Raw genomic sequence first — 21,646 nt, 5'->3', positions numbered from 1 at the left:
AGAATAGCACGCTGCTTCCGGAAAGTTGCGGCGCCGGATCGTTTGGCCGGGTCGTTGGTGGAACAAGCCAGGCAAGGCGGTTCAGGTGCGCGCGTCGCAGGACAGCCTGGCATGGAGCAGGCTTGCCAGCGCCTCGCCGAAACGCAAGCCATGCACCTGTTCGGCCAGGGCGCGGGCAGCCTCCGTGCCCATGGCGTCCTCGAGCGCCGGCGCGAGCTGCTGGAACAGGTCCAGCGCGCGCAGGTCCTGCGTGCGCAAGGCCTGCAGCAAGGCCTCGAGCTGGGCGCGCCCCAGTGGCGCCGCCGTCTCGGGCGGGCGGCGCGCCTCCGGCCGCGCGAGGAAGCCGGCAGCCGCCTGCTCCAGGCGGCGCGCCAGGCGACCCAGGTCTTGCAGTGCGGGAGGCAGCGCGTCGTCCTGTCCATTGCGGCAGGCGCTCTCGATCCGCGCCGCCGACTCGGCCAGCCCGAGAGCGGCCAGGGTCGCCGCGCTGCCTTTCACCTGATGCATGAGGGCGGCCAGCGCATCGCGGTCGCGCGGTACCCGCATGCCCATCCGGCCGGCTTCGCCGCACAGCGCGAGCAGGCGCGCCAGCATCTTGCCGAACATCGCGCTGCCCCCGGCGAACCGGCGCCTGGCCTGCGCCGTGTCGATGCCATCGATGACGGGCCAGTCGTCCTGCGCAGGGCCGGATGCGGGTGTCGCGGCGGCCGGCGCCGGCGCCGGCGCCAGCGCCAGCGCCAGCACGCGCTGGATGGCCTGGACCAGCTTTTCCGGATCGATGGGCTTGGGCAGGATCTCGCTGAAGCCGGCCTCGCGTGCGCGCTGGCGCTCGCTGACGGTGTTGCCTGCGGTGAGGGCGAGCAGCCGCGGGGCCCTCTCCCCCGCGTGCGCCAGCATCCGGCGCGCAGCCTCCAGGCCGTCCATGACGGGCATCTGGATATCCATCAGGATGAGATCGAGGTCGGGCCGGCCGCCGGCAAGCGCCACGGCGTCGGCGCCATTGCAGGCCGTGGTCACTAGCGCCCCTCGAGCTCGAGCAGGCGGCCGGCCACCGTCAGGTTGATCTCGCTGTCGTCCACCAGCAGCACGCGCACCTCCACCAGGCGGCGCGCCTGCTCGCCGCGGCGCAGGGAGGGGGCCAGGGCCTGCGGGTCGCCGGCGTCGAACGGCAGCTCGAGCGTGAAGCAACTGCCGCGGCCCGGCGTGCTGCGCGCGACGATGCTGCCGCCCAACATGTCCACCAGGTTCCTGACGATCGACAAGCCCAGTCCGGTGCCGCCGAAGCGCCGCGTGGTCGATGCGTCGAGCTGGGCAAAGGGCAGGAACAGGCGCTCCACCTCCTCCGGCGCGATGCCGATGCCGGTATCCGTTACCGAGAAGCGCAGGCGGCAGGTACCGGGTTCGGCGGCCAGCGGCTCGATCGACAGCGCGACTTCGCCATGCTCGGTGAACTTGATGGCGTTGGCGATCAGGTTCAGGAGGATCTGGCGCACCCGGGTCGGATCGCCGACCAGGGCGTCGGGCAGGTCCGCCCCGGGGACCAGGCGCAGCGCCAGGCCCTTGGCGCGCGCCTGCGCGCCGACCAGCGCCTCGAGGCCGGAACACAGGTCGCGCAGGCTGAACGTGAGATGCTCGAGCGGCATCTCGCCGGCTTCGATCTTGGACAGGTCGAGCACGTCGTTGACGATCGCCAGCAAGGCGCCACCGGCAGCGCGGATGTTGGCCACGTGAGCGGCCTGTTCGCCGTCCAGCGCGGTGCGCTCGAGCAGCCAGGCCAGCCCGATGACAGCGTTCAGCGGCGTGCGTATCTCGTGGCTCATGTTGGCCAGGAAGCGGCTCTTGGCCTCGTTGGCGCGCTCGGCGGCGGCCGCGGCTTCCTGCAGCAGCGCCTCCTGGGCGAGACGGTAGCGGATATCGTAGGCCACGTGGATATAGCCCAGCAGCGTATCGTCCGCATCGAGGATCGGCGCGACCGATGCCGTCACCGGCACCAGGCTGCCATCGGCGCGCACCAGCTGGCAGTCGAACGGCGACCCTGCCAGGCCCGGGCCGGCCAGCAGCTCGGGCGCCGCCTGCGCCGCCGCGTTGGCCACGCCCAGGGCCGCGGCGCGCGCGGCCAGTTCTTCCTCCCGGTACCACCCGATGGCATTGGCGCGCCCGATCACATCGCCCGCCGCATGGCCGAGCAGCCCGGCGGCGCCGCTGTTGAACAGCGTGACCGTGCCGTCGGGCGTGGTGGCGACGATGGCGACCTGGGTGGCCGACTTGACGACCGACTCCAGCGTGGCAAGGGCCTGGCGAAGCTCCAGCTCGGCCACCTTGCGCGCGGTGATGTCGGTGCTGAAGGCGATGATCTTGTCGATGCGACCGCGCTGGTCCAGGAAGGGCGCGATGATGCTGTCGATCCAGTACAGCGACCCGTCCCGGGCGCGGTTGCAAACCTCGCCCTGCCAACTCTCGCCCGCCGCGAGCCGGCGCCACACGGCCTGCCAGAATCCCGGCGGGTGGACGCCGGAATTGACGATCCGGTGGGTGCGCCCGACCAGCGCGGCGGCATCGTGCCCCGAGACCTGGCAGAAGCGCTGGTTGACCGCGACGATGATGCCGGCGCGGTCGGTGGTCGACACGATGGTATGGGCGTCGATGGTGGCCAGCAGGCCGGCCTTCTCGCGCTTTTCCGCTTCCAGCGCGGCGCGCTGCGCCTGCAGCTCCGAGACATCATGGATCAGTACGTAAAACCCCTGGACCACGCCGCTGGCCACGTCCGGCAGGTAGTGCGCCAGCACATGCAGCAGGGGCCCGCCTCCCGGGCGCGGCATGCTGCGGTGAAAGGACCTTGCCTCGCCGTGCAGCGCCGCCTCCACCAGGGGCCGTTCGAATTCGTAATCCTCGCGGGATATCACCTCGGTCAATTGCCGGCCCTTCAGTTCCTCGGGCTGGACTCCGAGCAGGCCGGCATAGGCGCGGTTTGCCATCCGGTTGCGCAGGTCGCGGTCCCAGTAGCCGATCATCGATGGCAGCGCATCGACCAGGTTGCGCAGGTCGCGCAGCGCCCGGTCGAGGTCGTCCGTGCGCTCGCGCACCTGGCGGTCGAGCGAGGCATTGAGCGCCTGCAGCTCCAGGCGGGCGGCATTGGCGGCCCGGATGTCGCGGAAGGTCATGGCCAGGCCCGCCAGCTTGCCGCCGGCGTCGTGGATGGGCGCGGCGCTGACCGAGACATCGACCAGGCTGCCGTCGGCGTGGCGCCGCTGGGTCTCGAACGGTGCGACCCGCCGCCCGGCGCCGACGCTCGCGAACACGGCTGCGTCTTCGTCGAGCCAGCGCGGCGCCGGCAATACTTCTCCCAGCGGGCGCCCATGCACCTGGGCCGCCGCCAGGCCGAACAGCCGTTCCGCGCCGCCATTCCACTCGCTGATGCCGCCGTCGAGCCGGATGCCGACGATGGCGTCGTCGGAGGCCTCGACGATCGCGGCGCGCTGCGCCCGCTCCAGCCGCAGTCCGCGCGCGCGGCGCCGCCTCTGCGCCAGCAGGAACACGGTTCCACCCAACAGCGCGGCCAGCAGGGCGCCGAAACCGGTGACCAGGCCCGGGGACAGCAGGTGCAGCTCCGCCACCAGCGCCGGTTTCGCGCGCAGGTGCGCCACCCACTGCCGGTTGTACATCGGAATGCGTACTTCCGCCGCAGGCAGCCCGGCATCCCCGGGCTCGGCCCCGGGCGACGTGTAGAAAGCCGCACCGCCGCTGGCGCCGTCGCGCAGGGAGATCCACGCCAGGTCTTCGGGCAGGTTCAGTGTCGCCAGCACCTCGTCGATGACGACCGGCGCATAGCTCCACCCCACCGCTGCCTTCGCCTGTGCGGCCAGGCCGAGCGACGGCGCGGCGATCGGCAGCAGCACCAGGAAGGAGCGCTGCCTTTGCCCGGACTTCTGCACCAGGGTGATCGGTTCGGTGATGGCGGCCCGGCCGTGGCCTGGGCCGCCAGCGCCGCAGCCCGGCGGCGCGGTTCGGACGCGATGTCCAGGCCGATGGCCGCCTGGTTGGCCGCTTGCGGCTCGACATACAGGATGATGAAACGGTCGCCGTCGTGCGGCGCGACCCGGCGCAGCGCGAACTGCGGCTGGCCTGCCGCGCGTGCGCGCGCAACGAACGCACCCTCTTCCGCGGCGGGAACGCGCCAGATCAGCCCGAAGCCGTGCGCACCCGGAAACTCCTGCGCGATATCGCGGCTGGCGCCGTAGCGCCTGACCTGGTCCAGCGCCGGCATGCCGCCCTGGGACACCACCAGGCCGCGCATCCCGCGCAGGCCGTACTCGAAGGCCTGCATGCGCGCCGCCACGCTGCCGGTCACCTGGCCGGCCAGCGCATCGAGGCGGCTGGCCACCAGGTCGTCGTTGACGCGCTGGCGGGCATACCCGGCGCCGAAGGCCAGCGCCAGCCCGACCAGCAGGCAGGCGCCGCCGACGTAGGCGGGCGCAGGACCCGTGTTCATTCGCGGCGCCCGGCGTCGCCACCGGCCGGCCGCCGCGCGCTGTCACGCAGGCTGTCGAGCGCCTGCTTCAGGCGCACATGGGTGGCCACCCGGGCCCGCAGGAGCGCGGCGCTGAGCGGCTTGTGGACGATGTCGGTCGCCCCGGCGGCGAAGGCCTGCGCCTCGAAGTCGTCGTCGAGCTCGGCGGTAACGAAGAGAATGGCGATGTCGTCGTGGCCATGGCGGGAACGGATCGCCGTGCACACCTCGAGTCCGCTCGTGCCGGACATGTGCGCATCGAGCAGGATCACGTCGGGCGCTTCCTGCGCCATCAGCTGCAAGGCGGCCTCGCCGCTGGTCGCGAACCGGATCCTGCCGATCCGGTCCAGCATCGCGCCGATCATCTGGACCAGCAGCGGATCGTCGTCGACCACGAGGATGGATGCCGGCATCGTCGCTTATCCCAAGTCAGGACTGCGGTGGTCACAAGGAGCGTACGCCAGCCTGCCCAGCCAGGCGGCCGCATTCACATTGGTCCGACCTTAGCATGATCCCCCCATGCGCTGCGGGTTTTTACAGGCAGGCGGATACAGCGTTGCTCGCGCACGTCATCGGCGGTGCCGCAAGCGCCCGGCCACATTCGCGGCACATGAATTTGTTGCGCTGTGACAATAGCAGTGCTAAGCTTGGTCGCATCAAGCAGCTCGTCATTTGCCCAGCCACCTCCCGCTGCGGCGATCCGGGCTGGTCCTTTCGCCCACCTGCCCCCCGCTCCGGACAGGTCTGGCTTTCGCGGCCCCGCACTGCCGTCATTGCGATTTGCCATGCTTCCCGCATGGCCGTTGCTTAACGGGTGCCCGCATGCCATTGCTTGCTTATCCAACCAGTCGCCCCGTCTACCGGGCATCGCCGCGCAAGGACTTGCGTGCGTGCGCGGTCGACCCCTCGCCCCGGCAGTCCTTGCCAGCCATCCTCGCTTCCATCCAGCCAGCCAACGGAGTCAGTTCGTGAGAAAAAATCTTCCCGTTACCCAGCGTGAAATCGTCCTCGCTGATCGGCGCACCATCGTTTCGACGACCGACCTCAAGGGACGCATCACTTACGCCAACCCCTATTTCGTCGAGGTCAGCGGGTTCACGCTCGATGAACTCATCGGTGCGCCGCAGAACCTGGTGCGCCACCCGGACATGCCGGAGGAGGCCTTTGGCGACCTGTGGGCCACGATCAAGCAAGGCCGGCCGTGGACCGGCATGGTCAAGAACCGCTGCAAGAACGGCGACTACTACTGGGTGATGGCCAACGTGACGCCGGTGCTCGAGAACGGCCGCCCGGTCGGTTACATGTCGGTCCGGACCCGCCCCTCGCGCCAGGAGGTCGGCGACGCCGAGCGCCTGTACGCGTCCATGCGCAGCGCGCAGTGCGCGCTCGCGCTGCGCAACGGCCAGCTGGTGCGCAAGGGCCTTCCGGGACGGCTGGCGGCGCTGGCCCGCATGCGGATCTCCACCCAGGCAGGGCTGCTGGCCGCGCTGTCGACCGGCGGCGCCCTGGCCCTGGCGGCCGGCGCCGGCACCACGTCGGGCCGCGCACTGGCGGCGCTGGTGGGCTTGTCCGGCATCCTGTCGTGGGTGCTGGTACAGCGGCGCATCCTCACCCCCTTGCGCAGCGCCACCTCGCTCAGCCTGCGGCTGGCGGGCGGCGACATGACCTCCCTGGAATGCACGTCGGTGGACAGCGAAATGGGCCGCCTGGTCTCGGCCCTGCGCCAGGTCGGCGTCAACCTGCGCAGCGTGATCGGCGACGTGCGCGACAATTTCGGCGAGATGCGCGTGGCCACCGGCGAGATCGCCCAGGGCAACATGGACCTGTCCGGCCGGACCGAGACCCAGGCCTCGAACCTGCAGGAGACCGCCGCCAGCATGGAACAACTGTCGCGCAGCGTGGAGGACAATACCCAGCACCTGGGCAAGGCGGCGGAACTGGCCGGGAAGGCGGTGGAGACGGCCATGCAGGGCAATGCGTCGGTGGAAGCGATGCTGGCGTCGATGGACGCGGTCGCGACGTCCTCGCGCCAGATCCTCGACATCATCGGGATGATCGAAAGCATCGCCTTCCAGACCAACATCCTCGCGCTCAATGCGGCCGTGGAAGCGGCCCGCGCCGGCGAGCAGGGACGCGGTTTCGCGGTCGTGGCCAGCGAGGTGCGTAATCTGGCGGCGCGCTGCAGCGCCTCGGCCAAGGACGTGGCCGTGCTGGTCAATGCGTCGATCGGCAGGGTCGACGAAGGGGTGCGCATCAGCCGCGTGGTCGGCACCCAGGTGCGCCACGTGACCGACGCCATCGACGACGTCAAGCAGGTGATGCACGAGATTTCCGTGGCGGCCGAAGAACAGGGCCGCGGCATCGCCCAGGTCAACAGCGCAGTCACCCACCTCGATGCACTGACGCAGCAGAATGCGGCGCTGGTCGAACAGGCGGCGGCGGCCACGACCAGCCTGGTCGATCAGACCGACAGCATCGCCAACGCGCTGGCCGTGTTCAAGCTCGAGGATGCCGGCGCGGCGGCGCAACCCGGCGCCCGGCCACGCCAGGCGATGCCGCGTTCGCCGGCGCTCGCGCTCGCGCCTCGTCCGGCATGAGCGGCGCGCGCCACCGGCCGTGACACCATGGCGCCGCGGGATGGAAGGATTTCGCGCGCGCCTGTTCATTCATCCATCGACCTACCGATAACATGCATAACGCATCAACCCGCCGTTCGAACGCCAGGCCAGGCCGTCCCGTGGAATACCGCTTCGCCTGCGCCGACCCGGCGCATGTGCTGGACCACCTGCGCGGGCGATACCAGCTGCGCACCGACGGGCAACTGGCGCGCGCGCTCGGCGTCCACGCACCCATGCTAAGCAAGATTCGCTCGGGCAAACTTGACTTCGGGGCCGCGCTGGTGCTGCGCATCCACGAAGAATTCGGGTTGCCGATGAAGGAGCTGCGCGCCATGTTTGGCCAGGCCGGCGTAGCGCAAGTCGAGGGCCACCGCTGCCCGCCAGACGGCGAACACGGCGCGGCGCGTGCCGGCGCGCAGTCCGCCCGGCTATCCCGCTAGCGCGGCGCCAAGGGCGCGTGCGGCGGGGCCGGCGCCCGGGCCCTGCGCAAGCGCGCAGCGAAATCGCCCAGGAAGGCCGCGCGCCAGCTTGCCCTGACAGTTCTGCACTTTCACTTTAGGGCACTTTGATGCCGTGGGCGCGTGAGGATCCACCTTTCATCTTCACTCGCCAATTTCGCTCCAGCATTTCATCGGCGGGAGGCGTCCATTTCATTTCTGCACGTGCAGGGCGCCCCGGGGTGCGCTCGCCCTTGCGCAGGTTGAGGGCTTCGTGCGAGATGCCCGTTTTGCGCGCGAAGGACTGGTAAGCGGCGTGTCCGTCTGTGACCAGCAGTACATCCGGGTCAAGCACGGGCAGCAGGTGTTGCTGCAGCTGGGCGCAAGTGACTGCGGCGCGGCCTGTAACGAAATCAAAGGTGGCCCCGCTGCGGTCGCGCGCCACCAGTACGCAGACGTGGTCGCCGTCGATGCCGCGCCGGCGCGCCACCCCGCCACGCGTGCGGGGAGGCCGGTCGAGCCTCTTGGATCCCTTTTGCGATTCGAGCACGTACAGTTCATCGGCCTCGGCGATGCCGGTGAGGGAGGCCGGCCGGTCGTGCTTGGCCAGGTGCAGGAAGCGGTGGCGCCAGCGGAACGCGGTGTTGCGGTGCACGCCCAGCGCGTCGGCCGTGGCGCGCACGGATTTACCCTCGAGCATGCCGCCCAGTCCGGGCAGCCAGCGTTCGCGGTAGCGTAGCCGCGCCAGCGGGGTGCCGGTGCGGGCATTGAAAGTGCGCCCGCAGGCGCAGCAGCGGTAGCGCTGCAAGCCGCGCTGCACGCCGTGGCGGTGGGTGCGGCAGCCGCCGCATGTGGGGCACGCGGGATCGGGGCGGGCCTGTTCGATGGTTGCGCAGGCCCGGTCCAGGTCCACTGCCGGACGCAGCGCTGCAAACAATTGATCGCGCTGGCGCCGGGTGAGGTGCGCCACTTGCCGTAGCCATGCCTGGAAGCCAGCCGTGCGCATCCCCGCATCTCCTGTCGTTGGAACGAAGGTCAGACAGCGGACTGGCTCGACAGTTCAGTTCACCCAACAGTTAATGGTGACAGCGCCAAAAAAATGCGCAGGGGGAGCCGATGCCCCGCCTGCGCCCTTGCCAGGTGTCGTGCCCGAGCTTAGAACTTGTACTCGACCGACACCCGGTAGACCCGGCCCATCATGTCCGCGAGGCTGGTCAGGTAGCCGCCACCGTAGATGGTGTTGGCGGTCAGCGGTGGCCATTCCTCGGTGATGTTGTTCACGCCGAGCGACACGGTGGTGTTCTTGATGCCCGTGTAGCGCACGTTCACGTTGAACTGGCTGTACGACTCGACCTTGGTCAGGGTCGATCCGGCGCGCGGGGTCAGGTCGGTGAGCCCGGTGTTATAGCGCTGCGACAGGGTGCCCTTCCAGTCGCCGGTGCTGTAGGTCAGCGCGGCGGTGTACTTCCAGCGCGGATTGACCTGCGGTGCACCGGCCAGGCCGGCGTTCGGGCCGGCGCTGCCGTAGCGGCCGTCGTTGGTGATGATGCCGACGTTGCTCATCCACGGGCCACCGCGCTCGCTCTGGAACTCGTAGCGGTGGTACCAGGTCGCATCCAGTTTCGCGTCGAAGGTGCCGAAGCTGGTTTTCGGGAAGCGGTAGCTGCCCGAGATGTCGGCGCCGCGGATGCGGGTCTGGCCACGGTTGGCCTGGCTTGCCACGATGTGGTCGATGGTGCCGTCTGCGCGGCGCAGGATGAAGCTGTCGTACTTGGCGGGGTTCTGCTGGATCTCGGCGATCGACACCGCGCCCAGCACGTCCTTCAGTTTCAAGCCCCAGTAGTCGACCGTGATCGACAAGTCCTTCATCGGCTCCAGGCCAAAGCCGAAGTTGAAGCCGCGCGACTTCTCCGGTTTCAGGAAGGTATTGTTGGGCGACTTGGTCCAGTACGAGGTCAGCACGTTGCAGACCTGGTCGGCGGTGAAGCCGGCGGACGGGGTGCCGGTGCCGGCCACCAGTGGCTGGCTGCTGCGGCACAGGACCGGGTCATCCATGACCTGGGTGCGCACTTCCGGCGTCGGGTTCTGGATGTCCATGATCGACGGCGCGCGGAAGCCGCTCGACACCGAGCCGCGCACCAGCAGCTGCTGCATCGGCTGCCAGCGCGCCGCCAGCGCCGGGTTCACGGTGGTCTGTTTCAGGTCGTCGTAGCGGTCGGCGCGTACCGAGCCGTTGACCAGGAAAGTCTTGGTGATCGGCGCGTCGAGCTCCATCACCAGCGAGGTGATCTTGCGCTTGAGTTTCTTGGCCACGCCCTGCGGCAGCTCGCCCACCAGGTCGGACTGCACCACGTTGCCGGAGGCGTCGATGTTGTAGCTGCCGTCGGCCTTTTTCAGCACGTAGTCGAGCGGCGCGTTGAAGGTGCGCGCCGAGTCTTCGCGCAGTTCGCCCGACACCGCCAGCACCATGTCGCCGCCGCCCAGTTCCCATACCGGGCGGGTGACGGTCAGGTCGACGCTCTTGTTGAAGGCCTTGTTCAGGCGGTAGGTATAGTCTTCGGCCTGGATGCTGCGCAGGTAGTCGATGCCGGCCTGGTCCTGCGGGCCGAACGGGTTCAGGATGCCCTTGTCGAAGCCTTCCTGCGCCTTCGAGTACAGGATGTAGCCTTCGCCGACGCGGGTGTCGCGCTTGGACACGCCGTAGTTCAGGCCGGCGCGGTAATCCCAGCCCGCCACGTCGCCTTCGGCCGACAGCACCAGGCGGTCGTTGCTCTGCTCGTCGTTGCGGTAGGCCGGTCCCAGTTCGCCCGGGCCCCACTGGAAGTAGATGGTGCGGTTGTTCATGTTCAGCGCGCTGGCCGTGCCCGGGGTGCGGGTCGGGTCGATGAACGCGGTCGGGGTGTTGGCGCCGGTATTGCTGCCCACCACCTGCGGCAGCGGGGTGATGCCTTTACCCGGGTAGAACTTGCTGGTCGAGGCCAGCGAATAGGTGGTGAACGGCTGGTTCGCGCCTGGCACCTGCATGCCGCGGAACTTCTGCACCGTGAACTCGGAGTGCAGCAGGTCGAGGTCGATCTTGTGCCCGCCCGCGATGTTCCAGCTGGCGCGGCCGGCGACGGTGGTGATCTCGCTGCCGTCGGTAATCGCGGTCCAGTACAGCGGGTTGCGGGCGCAGCCCGGCGCGTAGGTCGGCGGCGTGTTCAGGCTGGCGTTGCCCAGCGTCGGCAGCGAGTACGGCGAAGCGCAGCCGGTGGCGAAGGCCGGGTTGAAGTTCGAGTTGGCGTTACGCGCGAAGCCGAAGTTGGCCAGCGGGTTCGGGTTGCGGGCGTCGGGCGTGATGCCCAGGCCGAGCGAGCGCAGGATGGCCGGGTCGTGCTGGTCCGGGCGGTCGCCCTGGAACAGCGCATCCTTCTTCTGGTGGTCGACCGCGATGTAGGCGTTCCAGCCGTCTTCGTTCAGCCTGCCCCAGCCGGTAATGGCACCGATGCTCTTGGTGGTGCCGCCGCCGCTCGTTTCAGGGCGCGCGTATTCGGCCTTGATCGAGGTGCCCGTGTAGCCACGCTTGGTCCAGTAGTTCTGCACGCCGCCGATGGCGTCGGCGCCGTAGATCGAGGCGCCGCCGCCGTTCAGGGTCTCGACGCGGTCCAGCGCCATGCGCGGGATCACGTTGACCGAGATGTACTGGTCCTGCAGCGGCTCGTTGGCCAGGCGGCGACCGTTGAGCAGGGACAGGGTGCGCATCGGGCCCAGGCCGCGCAGGTTGGTCACGGGGCCGGCGGCGCCGGTATTGGTGCCGAGCGAAAGCGACTGCGGCTGCTCCAGCACGAAGTCCTTCAGCTCGGTGTGGCCGCGCGCTTCCAGGTCGGCCGCCTTGACCGTGACGACCGGGGTGGTGCCCTCGTCGGCGACGCGGCGGATCAGCGAGCCGGTGACAACCACGGCTTGGGCGACCGGCACGTCGGCTGGCGCGGCGGCGTTCTGCGCCTGCGCCACTGCGGCCAGCTGCACCACTGCCAGGCTGACTGCAACGGCGAGCTGGGCGCGGCGTGGATGACGGACAAAATACGGGTTCATGCGTGTCTCCTTTATTGTTTTATCAAGAACTGACATGACCACCTTGCTGACTGGTCAGGCCAACCTGAGCGTCCATTCCCCTCTCTTGCTGGAGGCTTTGCGGGAATTGATACGACCAAATTATAAATTGGTCCTGCCACTTTGGATAATAAAAAGTTTATGTTCTGCAAAAAACGACACTTTCTTATTTTTCAGGGGGGGAAGGCAGGAGCCGGTGGCGAACCCTGCCGCGCTCAGAAACGTGATCACTTTGCCAAGCAGGCATTGCCGAAAAGAGAAACCGATTAGACTTCGCCCATGTCGAACCGAACGAGGCCCCCCATGTTTGATCCTTCCGACCACCCGCACCGCCGCTACAACCCGCTGATGGGCCGATGGGTCCTGGTATCGCCCCACCGCGCCAAGCGTCCATGGCAGGGCCAGCAGGAAGCCGTCGACCGCGAAGCCAAGCCGGCGCACGATCCCGATTGCTACCTGTGCGCGGGCAACACGCGCGTGAACGGCGAAAAAAATCCCGACTACACGGGCACGTTTGTCTTCACGAATGATTTTGCCGCCCTGATGGCCGACACCCCCGAGGCCCCGCCCGGCGCCGACCCGCTGTTCCAGAGCATGAGCGTGCGCGGCACCAGCCGCGTGATCTGCTTCTCGCCCGACCACAGCAAGTCGCTGCCGCGGCTAGCCCTGCCGGCCATCGAGGGCGTGATCGATACCTGGTGCGATCAGTCGGCCGAACTCGGCCAGACCCACCGCTGGGTCCAGGTGTTCGAGAACAAGGGCGCGGTGATGGGCTGCTCCAACCCGCACCCGCACGGCCAGATCTGGGCCACCAGCTTCCTGCCCGACTTGCCCGCCAAAGAAGACAGCCAGCAGCGCGGCTACTTCGCCGAACACGGCAAGCCGCTCCTGCTCGACTACGCCGAGCGCGAAGCCGCCGACGGCGAACGGGTGGTGGTGAGTACCGAGTATTGGCTGGCGGTGGTGCCCTACTGGGCCAGCTGGCCGTTCGAGACCCTGCTGCTGCCGCGCTTCCCGGTGCGGCGCCTGGAAGACCTGACCCAGCCCCAGCGCGCCGACCTGGCGCTGGCGCTGCAGCGCCTGACGATCCGCTATGACAACCTGTTCCAGGCGTCCTTCCCGTACTCGATGGGCTGGCATGGCGCGCCCTACGACGTCGGCGGCGCGGCGAACGACTCAGGGGAAGATTCGGCGCCGTGGCAGCTGCACGCCCATTTCTATCCCCCCTTGCTGCGCTCGGCCTCGGTGCGCAAGTTCATGGTCGGCTTCGAGATGCTGGCCGAGACCCAGCGCGACCTGACGCCGGAGCAGGCAGCGGCCCAGTTGCGGGCCGTGCCGGAAGTGCATTACCTGGACTAAGTACCCCTCAGAACGCCAGCGTGACGCTGCGCGGGCAATGGTCGCTGGTCTCGATGCGCTGGCCCGGCGCCTGCACCACCGCCGTCTTGCGCGAGCCCAGGCCGGCGGGTTGGCGCGCCGCCAGCGCGCCGCTGAGCACGATATGGTCGAGGCCCGAGAAACCGCGGCAGCCCGGGTCGACCGCCGTCAGCGGCACCTGTTGCAGGGTCCTGGCGCCGTCGCTGAGCTCCTGCCACAGGTAGCGGGTCGCCACTTTGCCGTCGGCTTCCTGGGGCGGCACGCCCTTCGGGTCGCTGCCGTTGACGCGCACCTGTTCCGGGCGGATGCTTGCTGCCGCTTCTTCGTCGATGCGGCGGTTGAAGTCGCCCAGCAGCACGAAATCCGGGCTGCGCTGGGCCACGCTGTCGAGCCAGCGCTCGAGCGGCGCGACCTGGCGGTTCAGCACCTTGCAGGGAGCAGCCGGATCGTCCAGCAGCCGCGCCTGGTAAGTCGGGGTCGGCACGATGTTGGCGCAGCCGGATTTCAGGTGCACGTTCAGGAAGCTGATGGGACGCCCCGCCACTTGCAGCTCGAGCGCGAGACCAGGGCGCAGCTTGCGCGCCTGCGGGTCCGAGGGATTGTCGACGATGCCCAGCCCGGTCTCCACGCTGCAGCGCCCGGGCTGCTGGCCCAGGCTGCGGTCCCAGGCGAAGGCCACGGTCTGGAAGCCCTCGTGCGGCGCGTCGCACACGCTGAAGCGTTCGGCATGGCGCCCGAGCACCTGCTTGATCACGTCGGCCGAGCGCACTTCCTGGAAGGCGATCACGCGCACCCCCTGCTCCTCGATCAGCTTGCCGACCGTGGCCTGCAGGCCGGCCAGCTTGGCCGCATAGTCGGCGCCGGTCAGCGCGACCGCCGGGCCGCGGCCCTGGTAGGCGTTACACGGCACCATCATGGACGCCTGGGCCGGACCGCCGGCCAGGCGTTCGGTATCGGCTGCGCACTGGCGCGCCACGCGGTTGGCCTCGTCGCTGGCGAACGCCTGCCCCGGCTGGCGCCGGGGCCGCGTGTCGCACCACTCCACCGCCTTGCACACTGCGGCATGGCGATCGAAATCCTGCTGGGTACCGGCCCAGGCCAGGTTGAACGAGGCCACGCCGATCCCGGCAGGCTTCGAGGCCGCGACGGGAGCAGCCGCATGGACGGCGGTGGTGGCGGTGAACGCAACGGCCAGGGCGAGCGCAATCTGGGAGAAGTGAGGCATCGGTTCTTTCATGGGATCGGAAGGAGCGGCCCGGCTGCTGCCGCCAACAGCGCTTGATTATCGTGGAGGATGGATTTCCCGGCAATGAAAACCCGGTGCGCCGCCCGCTCACCCCGCCGCCCAGTAGTCGGCATGGCGTCGCCGCAACAGCGCCAGGTCGGGCGGGAACACGAGCGCCAGCTCGGCCCTGCCGAGCGCCATGGCGGCATGCAGCCTGGCGACATTGCGCATGTGCGGGTCATGGCTGCGCCCCAGCTCACCGAGCACGAGCTGGATGCGCATCGCCACCTCGACCTGGCTGGCGCCGTCGCGGCCAATGGCTGGAAAGACGTCGTCGAACATGTCCGCCAGTGCCATCTGCGGCGCCTCGATCCGGCCATGCTCCGCAGCCTTCGCCTCGACCGGCGTAGCGAGGCTGTCGAACAGGCGGTGCAGCGAGCCCAGTACGCCAATCGCGGTGCCGGGATCGTTGATCCCGGGAGACAACGCGCGGCAGGCGATTTCGGACAGCACCACCAGGCCGAAACGCGGGTCGTCGTCGAACTGGCGCAGCGGCCCGACGATGAAGGCCTTGCGCAGGTCCCTGGGCGCGACCGGGCCGCTGTCGATCGAATCAGGCAGCAGGTAGCCCAACGGCCGCGACGGGACGATCATGGTACCGGGCAGCCCGGCCAGGACAATGCGGACCTTGTGCTTGTCTGCGATGTGCTGGAGTGCGTCCATGTCGATGCGCTGCAGGTAACCGCTGGTTTCGCTATAGAAAGCCAGGCCGCATGGCGGTCCGCTGGCCGCAAGTCCACCCAGGTACGGGCGCAGCCTGCGCCGGCCCAGGGCGGCGGCGGTAGCCTGCTCGACCTTGGCCACCACCGCGCCCAGGCGACCGAGACGGGCGATGCTGTCGACCCAGCGCACGAATACCAGCACCACGGCCACCAGGGTCGACAGGGTCAGGATGAACAGGGTAAACCGGCCGGCCTTGCCGAAATAGTCGTTGGTCGCGGCGCTCAATGCAACGATGGCAAAGATGAAGGCGCCGACGAAGATCGACAGCGCGTTCTGGGACACATCGTCCGCGACCACCAGCGGGAAGGCGCGTGCGGTCGCCGACTGGCCGGCCGACGCATACGCCGCGACCATCGAGGCGACCGCAAAGGTGGCGACCCCGAGCATGCTGGCGGCGATGATCTTCAGCAGGTCGATCACGGAACCCTGTGCGATCTCCGGCACCGGCCAGTCCACCGGGATGCTGTCGGCAATATGCGCCAGCGCCACTCCGGTCAGCGACAGCACGCACGCGATCAGCGGCTTGACCCAAAGGCGCTCGCGCAGGCGGTTGAGCAGGAAGTGGAAGTGCGCTGGCATGGCGGTCCTGTTGTTCGGGTAGGCGGGCGCCGCTCGGCGAGCGTGAACGCGCGGGTGGCTTGGCCCCACTCTGGCGCGAGTGTGGCGACGAGTCGGTGCGGCAGGATACACTGGGGCGGCGATGCGGCGGGACGCGGCATGTCCATGACAACGCATTTGTGCAAATGTATAATGCCCGGATATGACTCTATCGCGCCTGCGCCATTGAAATTTCCTCAGGGTAAAGTGATTGCTTTCAACCATCGCAAGCGCGCCAATCCAGGCGGTTTGCCATGAGGGCCAGTGCGATTCCTGACGACGTGCGTCGATTCATCCTCTTCGCCATACCCTCCGTTCCCTATCTGGAGGCACTGCTGCTGATGCGGCTCGCGCCGGAAGCGAGCTGGAACGCCGGCCAGGTCGCACGCCGCCTCTACCTCGGGGAAAAAGAGGCGGCCGCCCTGCTCCAGCAGCTCGATGCGTCGGGCGTGATCGCACGGGCCGGCGACGTTTATCGCTATCGGCCGGTCAATCCCGACCTGGCCGACCTGCTCGATGCGCTGTCCCAGGCCTATTCGCGGCACCTGATCGAGATCACCCAGCTGATCCATTCGACCAGGAACGAGGCGTCTCGCAAGTTTGCCGACGCGTTTCTTTTGGGGAAGCATCGCTGATCCTGCCGGCCAGGCGGGATCAGCCTGCGGCGCGTGCCAGCTGCATCCGCGCCAGCGCAGGATACAGGGCCGGGCTGACGATGCGCGCCACCATGCTGGCGGCCAGGGCGCAGGCCATCAGGCTCAGCACCATGCTGTGGCCATCGACCATTTCCATGACAATGATGCATGCCGTGAGTGGCGCCTGGGTCGTGGCTGCCAGGAACCCGACCATGCCGAAGGCGATCAATGCGGGGTGCTGGGTATGCAGGACCAGCATCGCCACATCGTTCCCGAGGGCCGCGCCGATCGCCAGGGAAGGTGCGAAAATGCCGGCAGGTACGCCAGCCCAGGCGCTCAGCCAGGTCGCAATGAATTTGAACAGCATATACAGCATCGGCATGCTGGCAACCCCTTCGATCATGGCCCGGGTCGGCGCATAGCCGGAACCGAAGGTGGCGCCTGCCGTGGCCACGCCGATCACCGCCACGCCCAGCCCGCACAGCGCCGCGAACATGACCGGACGGTCCGCCCGCAGCCGGCTGAGGCGGTCGCTGCCCGCCCCTCCCAGCGAAGCGATCAGGAGGCGTGAAAAGACGCCGCCGGCCAGGCCGCAGCACAGCGCTACCAGAAGGCCCGGCAGCAGTAGGTCCATGCCGAGCGTTCCCGCATGGATCACCCCGAAGTACGTGGCATTGCCATGCACCGATACTGCGACCATGCCGGCCAACACGATCGCAGTGATGATCAGGCCGCTGCTACGCTGCTCTGGCGCCCGTGCCAGCTCCTCGATGGCGAACAGGACGCCGGCCAGCGGCGTATTGAAGGCCGCGCCCCCGGGATCGGGGTGAACGAGCTGGCGCAGGCGCTCGACGTTCACCAGTCCACCGCCAGCAACCTGGTGCGCAGCCTGCTCGGCCGCGGCCTGGTCGCCAGCACCCGCAACGGCGCCGACCGGCGCACCACCTCATTGCAACTGCTACCGCCCGGAATGGAACTGCTGCGCGTTGCACCGGCTCCGTTCACCGGCGTCCTTCCCGGTGCGCTCGCCAGCCTGCCTCCGGAGACGTTGTTGCGCCTGAACCATGACCTCGGTGTGCTGATCGGACTGCTGGGCGCCGACGACGACCACGCCCAGCGCCCCCTGGCCCAGCTCTGACGCCGGCCGGCACGCGAACGGCAATGACGGCGCCCATGATACCGTCATCTTTCACCCAAAGAAAGATAATTTGTGCAAATGTATCCGGCCCTGCCCCCGCTCAGCGGCCCGGCGGCGCCGACGGCGCAGCCGGCACGCCTGACTGGCGCAGCAATGCGCCGCGCCTGGCCGAAAGCACCAGCCTGGCGTCCGGGTTGCCGGTCCTGACCTTGAGCCAGGCGCCGATCCGCGCCATCTCCGCGGCCTTCGGCAGGCGCCGGCAGTCCGCGCTCAGGAACGGCAGCGGCGCCCCGCCCGGATTACCCGGCTGGATCGCGCGCCCGACCAGCACATTGCCGCACTGTGGGTACTGGGCCTCGAACTCCAGCGTCACGGCGCCGGACTGGGGGGCCCACTCGCCCTGAGCGCCAAGCTGCGCCTTGAGCTTCTCGATGGTCGCGTCCTTTTCCTCCAGCGCCTGCTGGTTGTTGCGCACGATATCTGCCAGGATATCGGCCTTCAGGCTGCCGACATCGATCTTGGCGTCCTCGGCCTGTGCCTGGTGCACCGACAGGCGGGCGTCGGCCAGCCCGGCGCCCGCCAGCCGCGCCTCGATCGCGCCGATCGCGGGCGCCGGCAGGCGCGGCCCGATCAGCGTGACCTCGATCTGCCGGGAGGCTGGCGCCAGCCGCGTCTCGAGCACATGGACGCGCGCGGCCTTGAATTCGCGCCGCACGAAATCGCGCGCCCGGCTCTTGAACACCTCGTTGTCGACCAGGCGCGTGGCCAGGTAGATGCTGGGCAGGCCGGTAATCAGCACCACCGCCAGCAAGGCGCGCTTGACATGGCGCTCGCGCCGCGGGTCGACGAATTTGCGGTGCGGCAGGCGCAGGAACTCGATGACGATCACCGCCGCGAATGCGATGAACACGCAATTGATCGAAAACAGGTAAAAGGCGCCGCCGAACACCGACCAGTCGCCATTGGCCAGCCCGTAGCCGGCCGTGCACAGCGGCGGCATCAGGGCGGTGGCGATGGCCACGCCAGGCAAGACATTCGATTTCTCCCTGCGCGTCTGCCCGATGATGCCGGCCAGCCCGCCGGCCAGCGCGATCAGCACATCCCACAGCGACGGCGTGGTGCGCGCCAGCAGCTCGGACTGGGCCTCGTCGAGCGGGGTGAGCATGAAGTACAGGGTCGAAGTGAGCAGGCTGATCGCCGCGGCGATCGCGAGATTGGCGAGCGAGCGCCGGACCAGCGGAAAATCGTAGATGCCCAGGCCATAACCCAGACCCACGATCGGTCCCATCAGCGGGGACACCAGCATGGCGCCGATGATGACGGCGTTGGAATTGGTATTCAGGCCGACCGAGGCGATCACGATCGCGAACATCAGGATCCAGGGCGTGGCGCCGCGCAGCTCGACGCCGGCGCGCAGGCTGCGGTCGATCTCGTCGTCGTCGGCCTTGTCGTCGAGCAGGCTGAAGCGGTGGGCGATGGCCTCCCTGAGGGAGGCCGGACGCGGTGTGTCGGGTGCGTTCATGGTCGGATGCAGTGGGCGTCCCTGGTGTCAGGGAAATCCGCAATTGTCGCCGGGAACCTGCGATTCGACAAAAGATTTCTTCGCGCGTCGCAGCGGCACGCTCAGCGGTCGATCATTTCGCGCATGCGCCGCTTCAGCGCGCGCTCGCGCCGCGCTTCTTCCGCCCAGTCCTGCGCCAGCGCCCGCCACAAGGACAGCACCATCAGCACGATGATCAGCGCGAATGGCAGTGCGAACAGGATGGTGGCCGTCTGCACCGCCTTCAGCCCGCCCGCCAGCAACAGGCTGACTGCGATGCCCGCCACCAGCACGCCCCAGACGATCTTGATGCGGCCCGGCGGATTCGGGTTGCCGCCGCTGCTCATCATGCCCAGCACCAGAACGGCCGAGTCGCCGGAAGTGACGAAGAACACGAATACCAGCAGGGTGGCCAGCACCGACATGATGCCGCCCAGGGGCATGGCGTCGAACATCGCGAACAAGGCGGTCGACACATCGGCCTTGACCGCCTCCGCCAGCGGGACCTGCTGCCAGATTTCCATGTAGAGGGCCGAGCCGCCGAAGATCGAAAACCACAGGAAGGCCGCCAGCGAGGGGGCCAGCACCGTTCCGAGGATGAACTCGCGTATCGTCCGGCCGCGCGAGACGCGGGCGATGAACAGGCCGACAAAGGGCGACCACGAGATCCACCATGCCCAGTAGAAGATGGTCCAGTTGCCGACCCAGCTGCTGTCGCGGAACGGTGTCGTGCGCAGGCTCATCCTGACGAACTCGCTCAGGTAGCTGCCCAGGGTATTGGTGAAGGTGTCGATGATGGCGACCGTCGGGCCGAGCACGAATACCGCCAGCGCCAGCAGTACCGCGACGCCCATGTTCAGGCTGGACAGCCTGCGGATACCCTGGTCGACCCCGGCCACGGCCGAACCGATGAACACGATTGCCGTCAGGACGATGATGATCACCTGCGCCGCAGGTCCGATTGCCACGCCGAATACGGCATGCAGGCCGCTGTTGATCTGCAGCGCGCCAACCCCGAGCGAGGCGGCGACGCCGAAGGCAGTCGCCACCACCGCCGTCCCGTTGAACCAGCCCGCCATGGCGCGCAGCGGCCGCCACGGCAAGGCGTCCGTCACGCTGCTGATCAGGGGGCTGGCGCCGCGCCGGTACTGGAAGAAGGCGATCGCCAGCGCCACCACGCTGTAGACAGCCCAGGGATGGATGCCCCAGTGAAAGAACGCATGGCGCATCGCGGCATTTGCGGCCTCCGGCGTATGGGGCGCGATGCCGGGTGGCGCCACCGCATAATGCGACAGTGGCTCGGCCACTCCCCAGAACACCAGGCCAATCCCCATGCCGGCCGCGAACAGCATCGCGAACCAGCTGCCGACCGGGAACTCCGGCTCCTCGTCCTCCTGGCCCAGCTTGAGGTTGCCATAACGGCTGAACGCCACGAAGCCGGCAAATACGACCAGGCCCAGCACGACCCACAGGTAGAACCAGCCGAGGTTGCGGGTCAGGGCCGCCAGCAGGGCGTCGAGCAGCGCACCCATCGAGGCGGGCGCCAGCAGGCCCCACAGCACCACGGCAAGGATGAAGCCCGCCGACACCAGCATCTGCAGCGGCATGGCTCAGCCCTCCTGCGCGGCGCCGGCCCTGGCGCGCGCCAGGTACAGGGTCTGGGTCGGATAGGCGAAATCGATGCCCTCTTCGGCGAAGCGCTCGAACAGGGCCAGGTTGATCGCCTGCTGGACGTCCATGTACGCGGCGTAGTCGGAAGTCTGCATGATGTAGACGGTTTCGAAGTCGATCGAGGAGGCGCCGTAGGACTTGAAATGGGCGCGGTCGAACCTGGCCTGGGGCTGCGCTTGCACCGCCTCGCGCAGGATGCCGGGGATCGCCCCCAGCTGGCGCCGGTCGAGCTCGTAGGTGACACCGATGCCGAACACGATGCGGCGCGTCTGCATGCGCTTGAAATTATGGATGCGGCTGCCGAGCAGGTCGCTGTTCGAGAACACGACCTGCTCGCCGCCCAGGCCGCGGATGCGGGTGGTCTTCAGGCCCACGTATTCGACGGTGCCGGCGATGCCGTCGACCGAGATGAAGTCGCCGACCTCGAACGGCTTGTCGAGCACGATGGAGAGCGAGGAGAACAGGTCGCCCAGCACGTTCTGCAGCGCCAGCGCGACCGCGATGCCGCCGATGCCCAGGCTGGCCACCAGCGTGGTGATATTGACCCCGAAATTATCCAGGATCATCAGGATCACGATGGCCCAGATCGCCGTGCGCGCGACGAATCCCAGCGCCGCCGTGGATGTGGTGCTGGCCACGTCCAGCGCACTGCGCCGGGTACGGTAATGCTGCAGCCATCCGTGCACGCCGACGTCGCCCCAGCGCGCCACCTGCAGCAGCAGGGCCGCAATCGCCAGGCGCGCCAGCAAGGTGGTGCCCTTGTCCGACAACAGCAGCCAGTGCGAGCCTGCATACATGCCCATGAGCAGGATGAACAGCGGGTGCGTGGCCGACAGCACCTTGACCGCCAGGTCGTCGAGATACGTGGTGGTGGTGGCGGCAAAGACGCTCAGGCGCCGCACCAGCACACGCCGTGCAAGGTAGAGCAGTGCGGACACCGCGAGCGCGATCGCCAGCGCGATGGCCCAGGCATACAGGTCATTCCCAAGCAGCGAGTACTTCAGCATGTGCAACTCCTCATCAGGT

Annotated in this window: 16 protein-coding genes and 1 pseudogene; 5 read left to right on the top strand and 12 right to left on the bottom strand. The window is 68.4% G+C overall.

Features of this window, described 5'->3' with window-relative positions:
* Positions 1 to 81: 81 nt before the first annotated feature.
* From BM031_RS25115 to BM031_RS14865, 4 genes and pseudogenes are all read right to left on the bottom strand, one after another.
* The gene (locus tag BM031_RS25115) at positions 82 to 1,017 is read right to left on the bottom strand and encodes a response regulator (RefSeq protein WP_177207767.1); all 936 of its coding nucleotides are present in this window, start codon (positions 1,015 to 1,017) and stop codon (positions 82 to 84) included.
* Positions 1,017 to 3,161 (bottom strand): PAS domain-containing hybrid sensor histidine kinase/response regulator, encoded by a 2,145-nt coding sequence (locus BM031_RS26375; RefSeq protein WP_370660056.1) that lies wholly within the window; start codon positions 3,159 to 3,161, stop codon positions 1,017 to 1,019. The genes BM031_RS25115 and BM031_RS26375 overlap by 1 nt, the downstream gene beginning before the upstream one ends.
* Positions 3,135 to 4,264: pseudogene (locus tag BM031_RS26370) on the bottom strand (CHASE domain-containing protein); the annotation flags it as partial. The gene BM031_RS26375 and the pseudogene BM031_RS26370, both read right to left, overlap by 27 nt.
* Before the next feature lie 221 nt (positions 4,265 to 4,485).
* On the bottom strand, positions 4,486 to 4,920 hold the full coding sequence (locus BM031_RS14865) for a response regulator (protein ID WP_091875345.1): 435 nt from the start codon (positions 4,918 to 4,920) through the stop codon (positions 4,486 to 4,488).
* Between the two features lie 555 nt (positions 4,921 to 5,475).
* Here BM031_RS14865 and BM031_RS14860 point away from each other — a divergent pair.
* Positions 5,476 to 7,104, top strand: coding sequence for a methyl-accepting chemotaxis protein (locus tag BM031_RS14860; RefSeq protein ID WP_091875344.1), 1,629 nt, complete (start codon positions 5,476 to 5,478; stop codon positions 7,102 to 7,104).
* Positions 7,105 to 7,196: 92 nt separating this feature from the next.
* Positions 7,197 to 7,565, top strand: coding sequence for a helix-turn-helix domain-containing protein (locus BM031_RS14855; protein WP_143084596.1), 369 nt, complete (start codon positions 7,197 to 7,199; stop codon positions 7,563 to 7,565).
* 115 nt (positions 7,566 to 7,680) lie between these two features.
* Here BM031_RS14855 and BM031_RS14850 read toward each other — a convergent pair whose 3' ends face one another.
* Positions 7,681 to 8,568, bottom strand: a complete 888-nt coding sequence (locus BM031_RS14850; protein ID WP_091875342.1) for an IS1595 family transposase — start codon at positions 8,566 to 8,568, stop codon at positions 7,681 to 7,683.
* Positions 8,569 to 8,717: 149 nt separating this feature from the next.
* Entirely contained in the window at positions 8,718 to 11,636 is a 2,919-nt protein-coding gene (locus tag BM031_RS14845) for a TonB-dependent receptor domain-containing protein (RefSeq protein WP_177207766.1), read from the bottom strand.
* 321 nt (positions 11,637 to 11,957) lie between these two features.
* Between BM031_RS14845 and BM031_RS14840 the strand changes: the two genes are divergently transcribed.
* Positions 11,958 to 13,013 carry a UDP-glucose--hexose-1-phosphate uridylyltransferase gene (locus BM031_RS14840; RefSeq protein WP_091875340.1) on the top strand — a complete coding sequence of 352 codons (1,056 nt, stop codon included), beginning with the start codon at positions 11,958 to 11,960 and terminating at the stop codon, positions 13,011 to 13,013.
* A gap of 7 nt (positions 13,014 to 13,020) precedes the next feature.
* On the opposite strand, the gene BM031_RS14835 is transcribed toward BM031_RS14840, so the two are convergent.
* Both BM031_RS14835 and BM031_RS14830 read right to left on the bottom strand, forming a co-directional pair.
* Positions 13,021 to 14,256, bottom strand: a complete 1,236-nt coding sequence (locus BM031_RS14835) for an exonuclease/endonuclease/phosphatase family protein (RefSeq protein ID WP_091875339.1) — start codon at positions 14,254 to 14,256, stop codon at positions 13,021 to 13,023.
* Between the two features lie 108 nt (positions 14,257 to 14,364).
* Positions 14,365 to 15,618: a DUF2254 domain-containing protein gene (locus BM031_RS14830; RefSeq protein WP_091875338.1), complete on the bottom strand. Its 1,254-nt coding sequence runs from the start codon at positions 15,616 to 15,618 to the stop codon at positions 14,365 to 14,367.
* A gap of 272 nt (positions 15,619 to 15,890) precedes the next feature.
* On the opposite strand from BM031_RS14830, the gene BM031_RS14825 reads away from it, so the two are divergent.
* Positions 15,891 to 16,271 (top strand): hypothetical protein, encoded by a 381-nt coding sequence (locus BM031_RS14825; protein ID WP_091875337.1) that lies wholly within the window; start codon positions 15,891 to 15,893, stop codon positions 16,269 to 16,271.
* A gap of 19 nt (positions 16,272 to 16,290) precedes the next feature.
* Here BM031_RS14825 and BM031_RS25985 read toward each other — a convergent pair whose 3' ends face one another.
* Positions 16,291 to 17,130 carry a chloride channel protein gene (locus BM031_RS25985; protein ID WP_091875336.1) on the bottom strand — a complete coding sequence of 280 codons (840 nt, stop codon included), beginning with the start codon at positions 17,128 to 17,130 and terminating at the stop codon, positions 16,291 to 16,293.
* Here BM031_RS25985 and BM031_RS25980 point away from each other — a divergent pair.
* Positions 17,098 to 17,409 carry a MarR family winged helix-turn-helix transcriptional regulator gene (locus tag BM031_RS25980; protein ID WP_229408912.1) on the top strand — a complete coding sequence of 104 codons (312 nt, stop codon included), beginning with the start codon at positions 17,098 to 17,100 and terminating at the stop codon, positions 17,407 to 17,409. The two genes, BM031_RS25985 and BM031_RS25980, sit on opposite strands and share 33 nt — an antisense overlap.
* 100 nt (positions 17,410 to 17,509) lie before the next feature.
* Here the strand turns inward: BM031_RS25980 and BM031_RS14810 are convergent, their stop codons facing one another.
* From BM031_RS14810 to BM031_RS14800, 3 genes are all read right to left on the bottom strand, one after another.
* The gene (locus BM031_RS14810; protein WP_091875335.1) at positions 17,510 to 18,931 is read right to left on the bottom strand and encodes a TIGR00341 family protein; all 1,422 of its coding nucleotides are present in this window, start codon (positions 18,929 to 18,931) and stop codon (positions 17,510 to 17,512) included.
* A 101-nt stretch (positions 18,932 to 19,032) separates the two neighbouring features.
* Positions 19,033 to 20,550, bottom strand: coding sequence for a BCCT family transporter (locus BM031_RS14805; RefSeq protein WP_091875377.1), 1,518 nt, complete (start codon positions 20,548 to 20,550; stop codon positions 19,033 to 19,035).
* A gap of 9 nt (positions 20,551 to 20,559) precedes the next feature.
* Positions 20,560 to 21,627 carry a mechanosensitive ion channel family protein gene (locus BM031_RS14800; RefSeq protein WP_091875334.1) on the bottom strand — a complete coding sequence of 356 codons (1,068 nt, stop codon included), beginning with the start codon at positions 21,625 to 21,627 and terminating at the stop codon, positions 20,560 to 20,562.
* Positions 21,628 to 21,646: the final 19 nt, after the last annotated feature.

The sequence above is a fragment of the Massilia yuzhufengensis genome, assembly GCF_900112225.1.
Classification (GTDB): Bacteria; Pseudomonadota; Gammaproteobacteria; order Burkholderiales; family Burkholderiaceae_D; genus Telluria; species Telluria yuzhufengensis.
The sequence above is the reverse complement of the archived record's forward strand: the minus strand, read 5'-3'. Positions and strand labels throughout refer to the sequence as shown.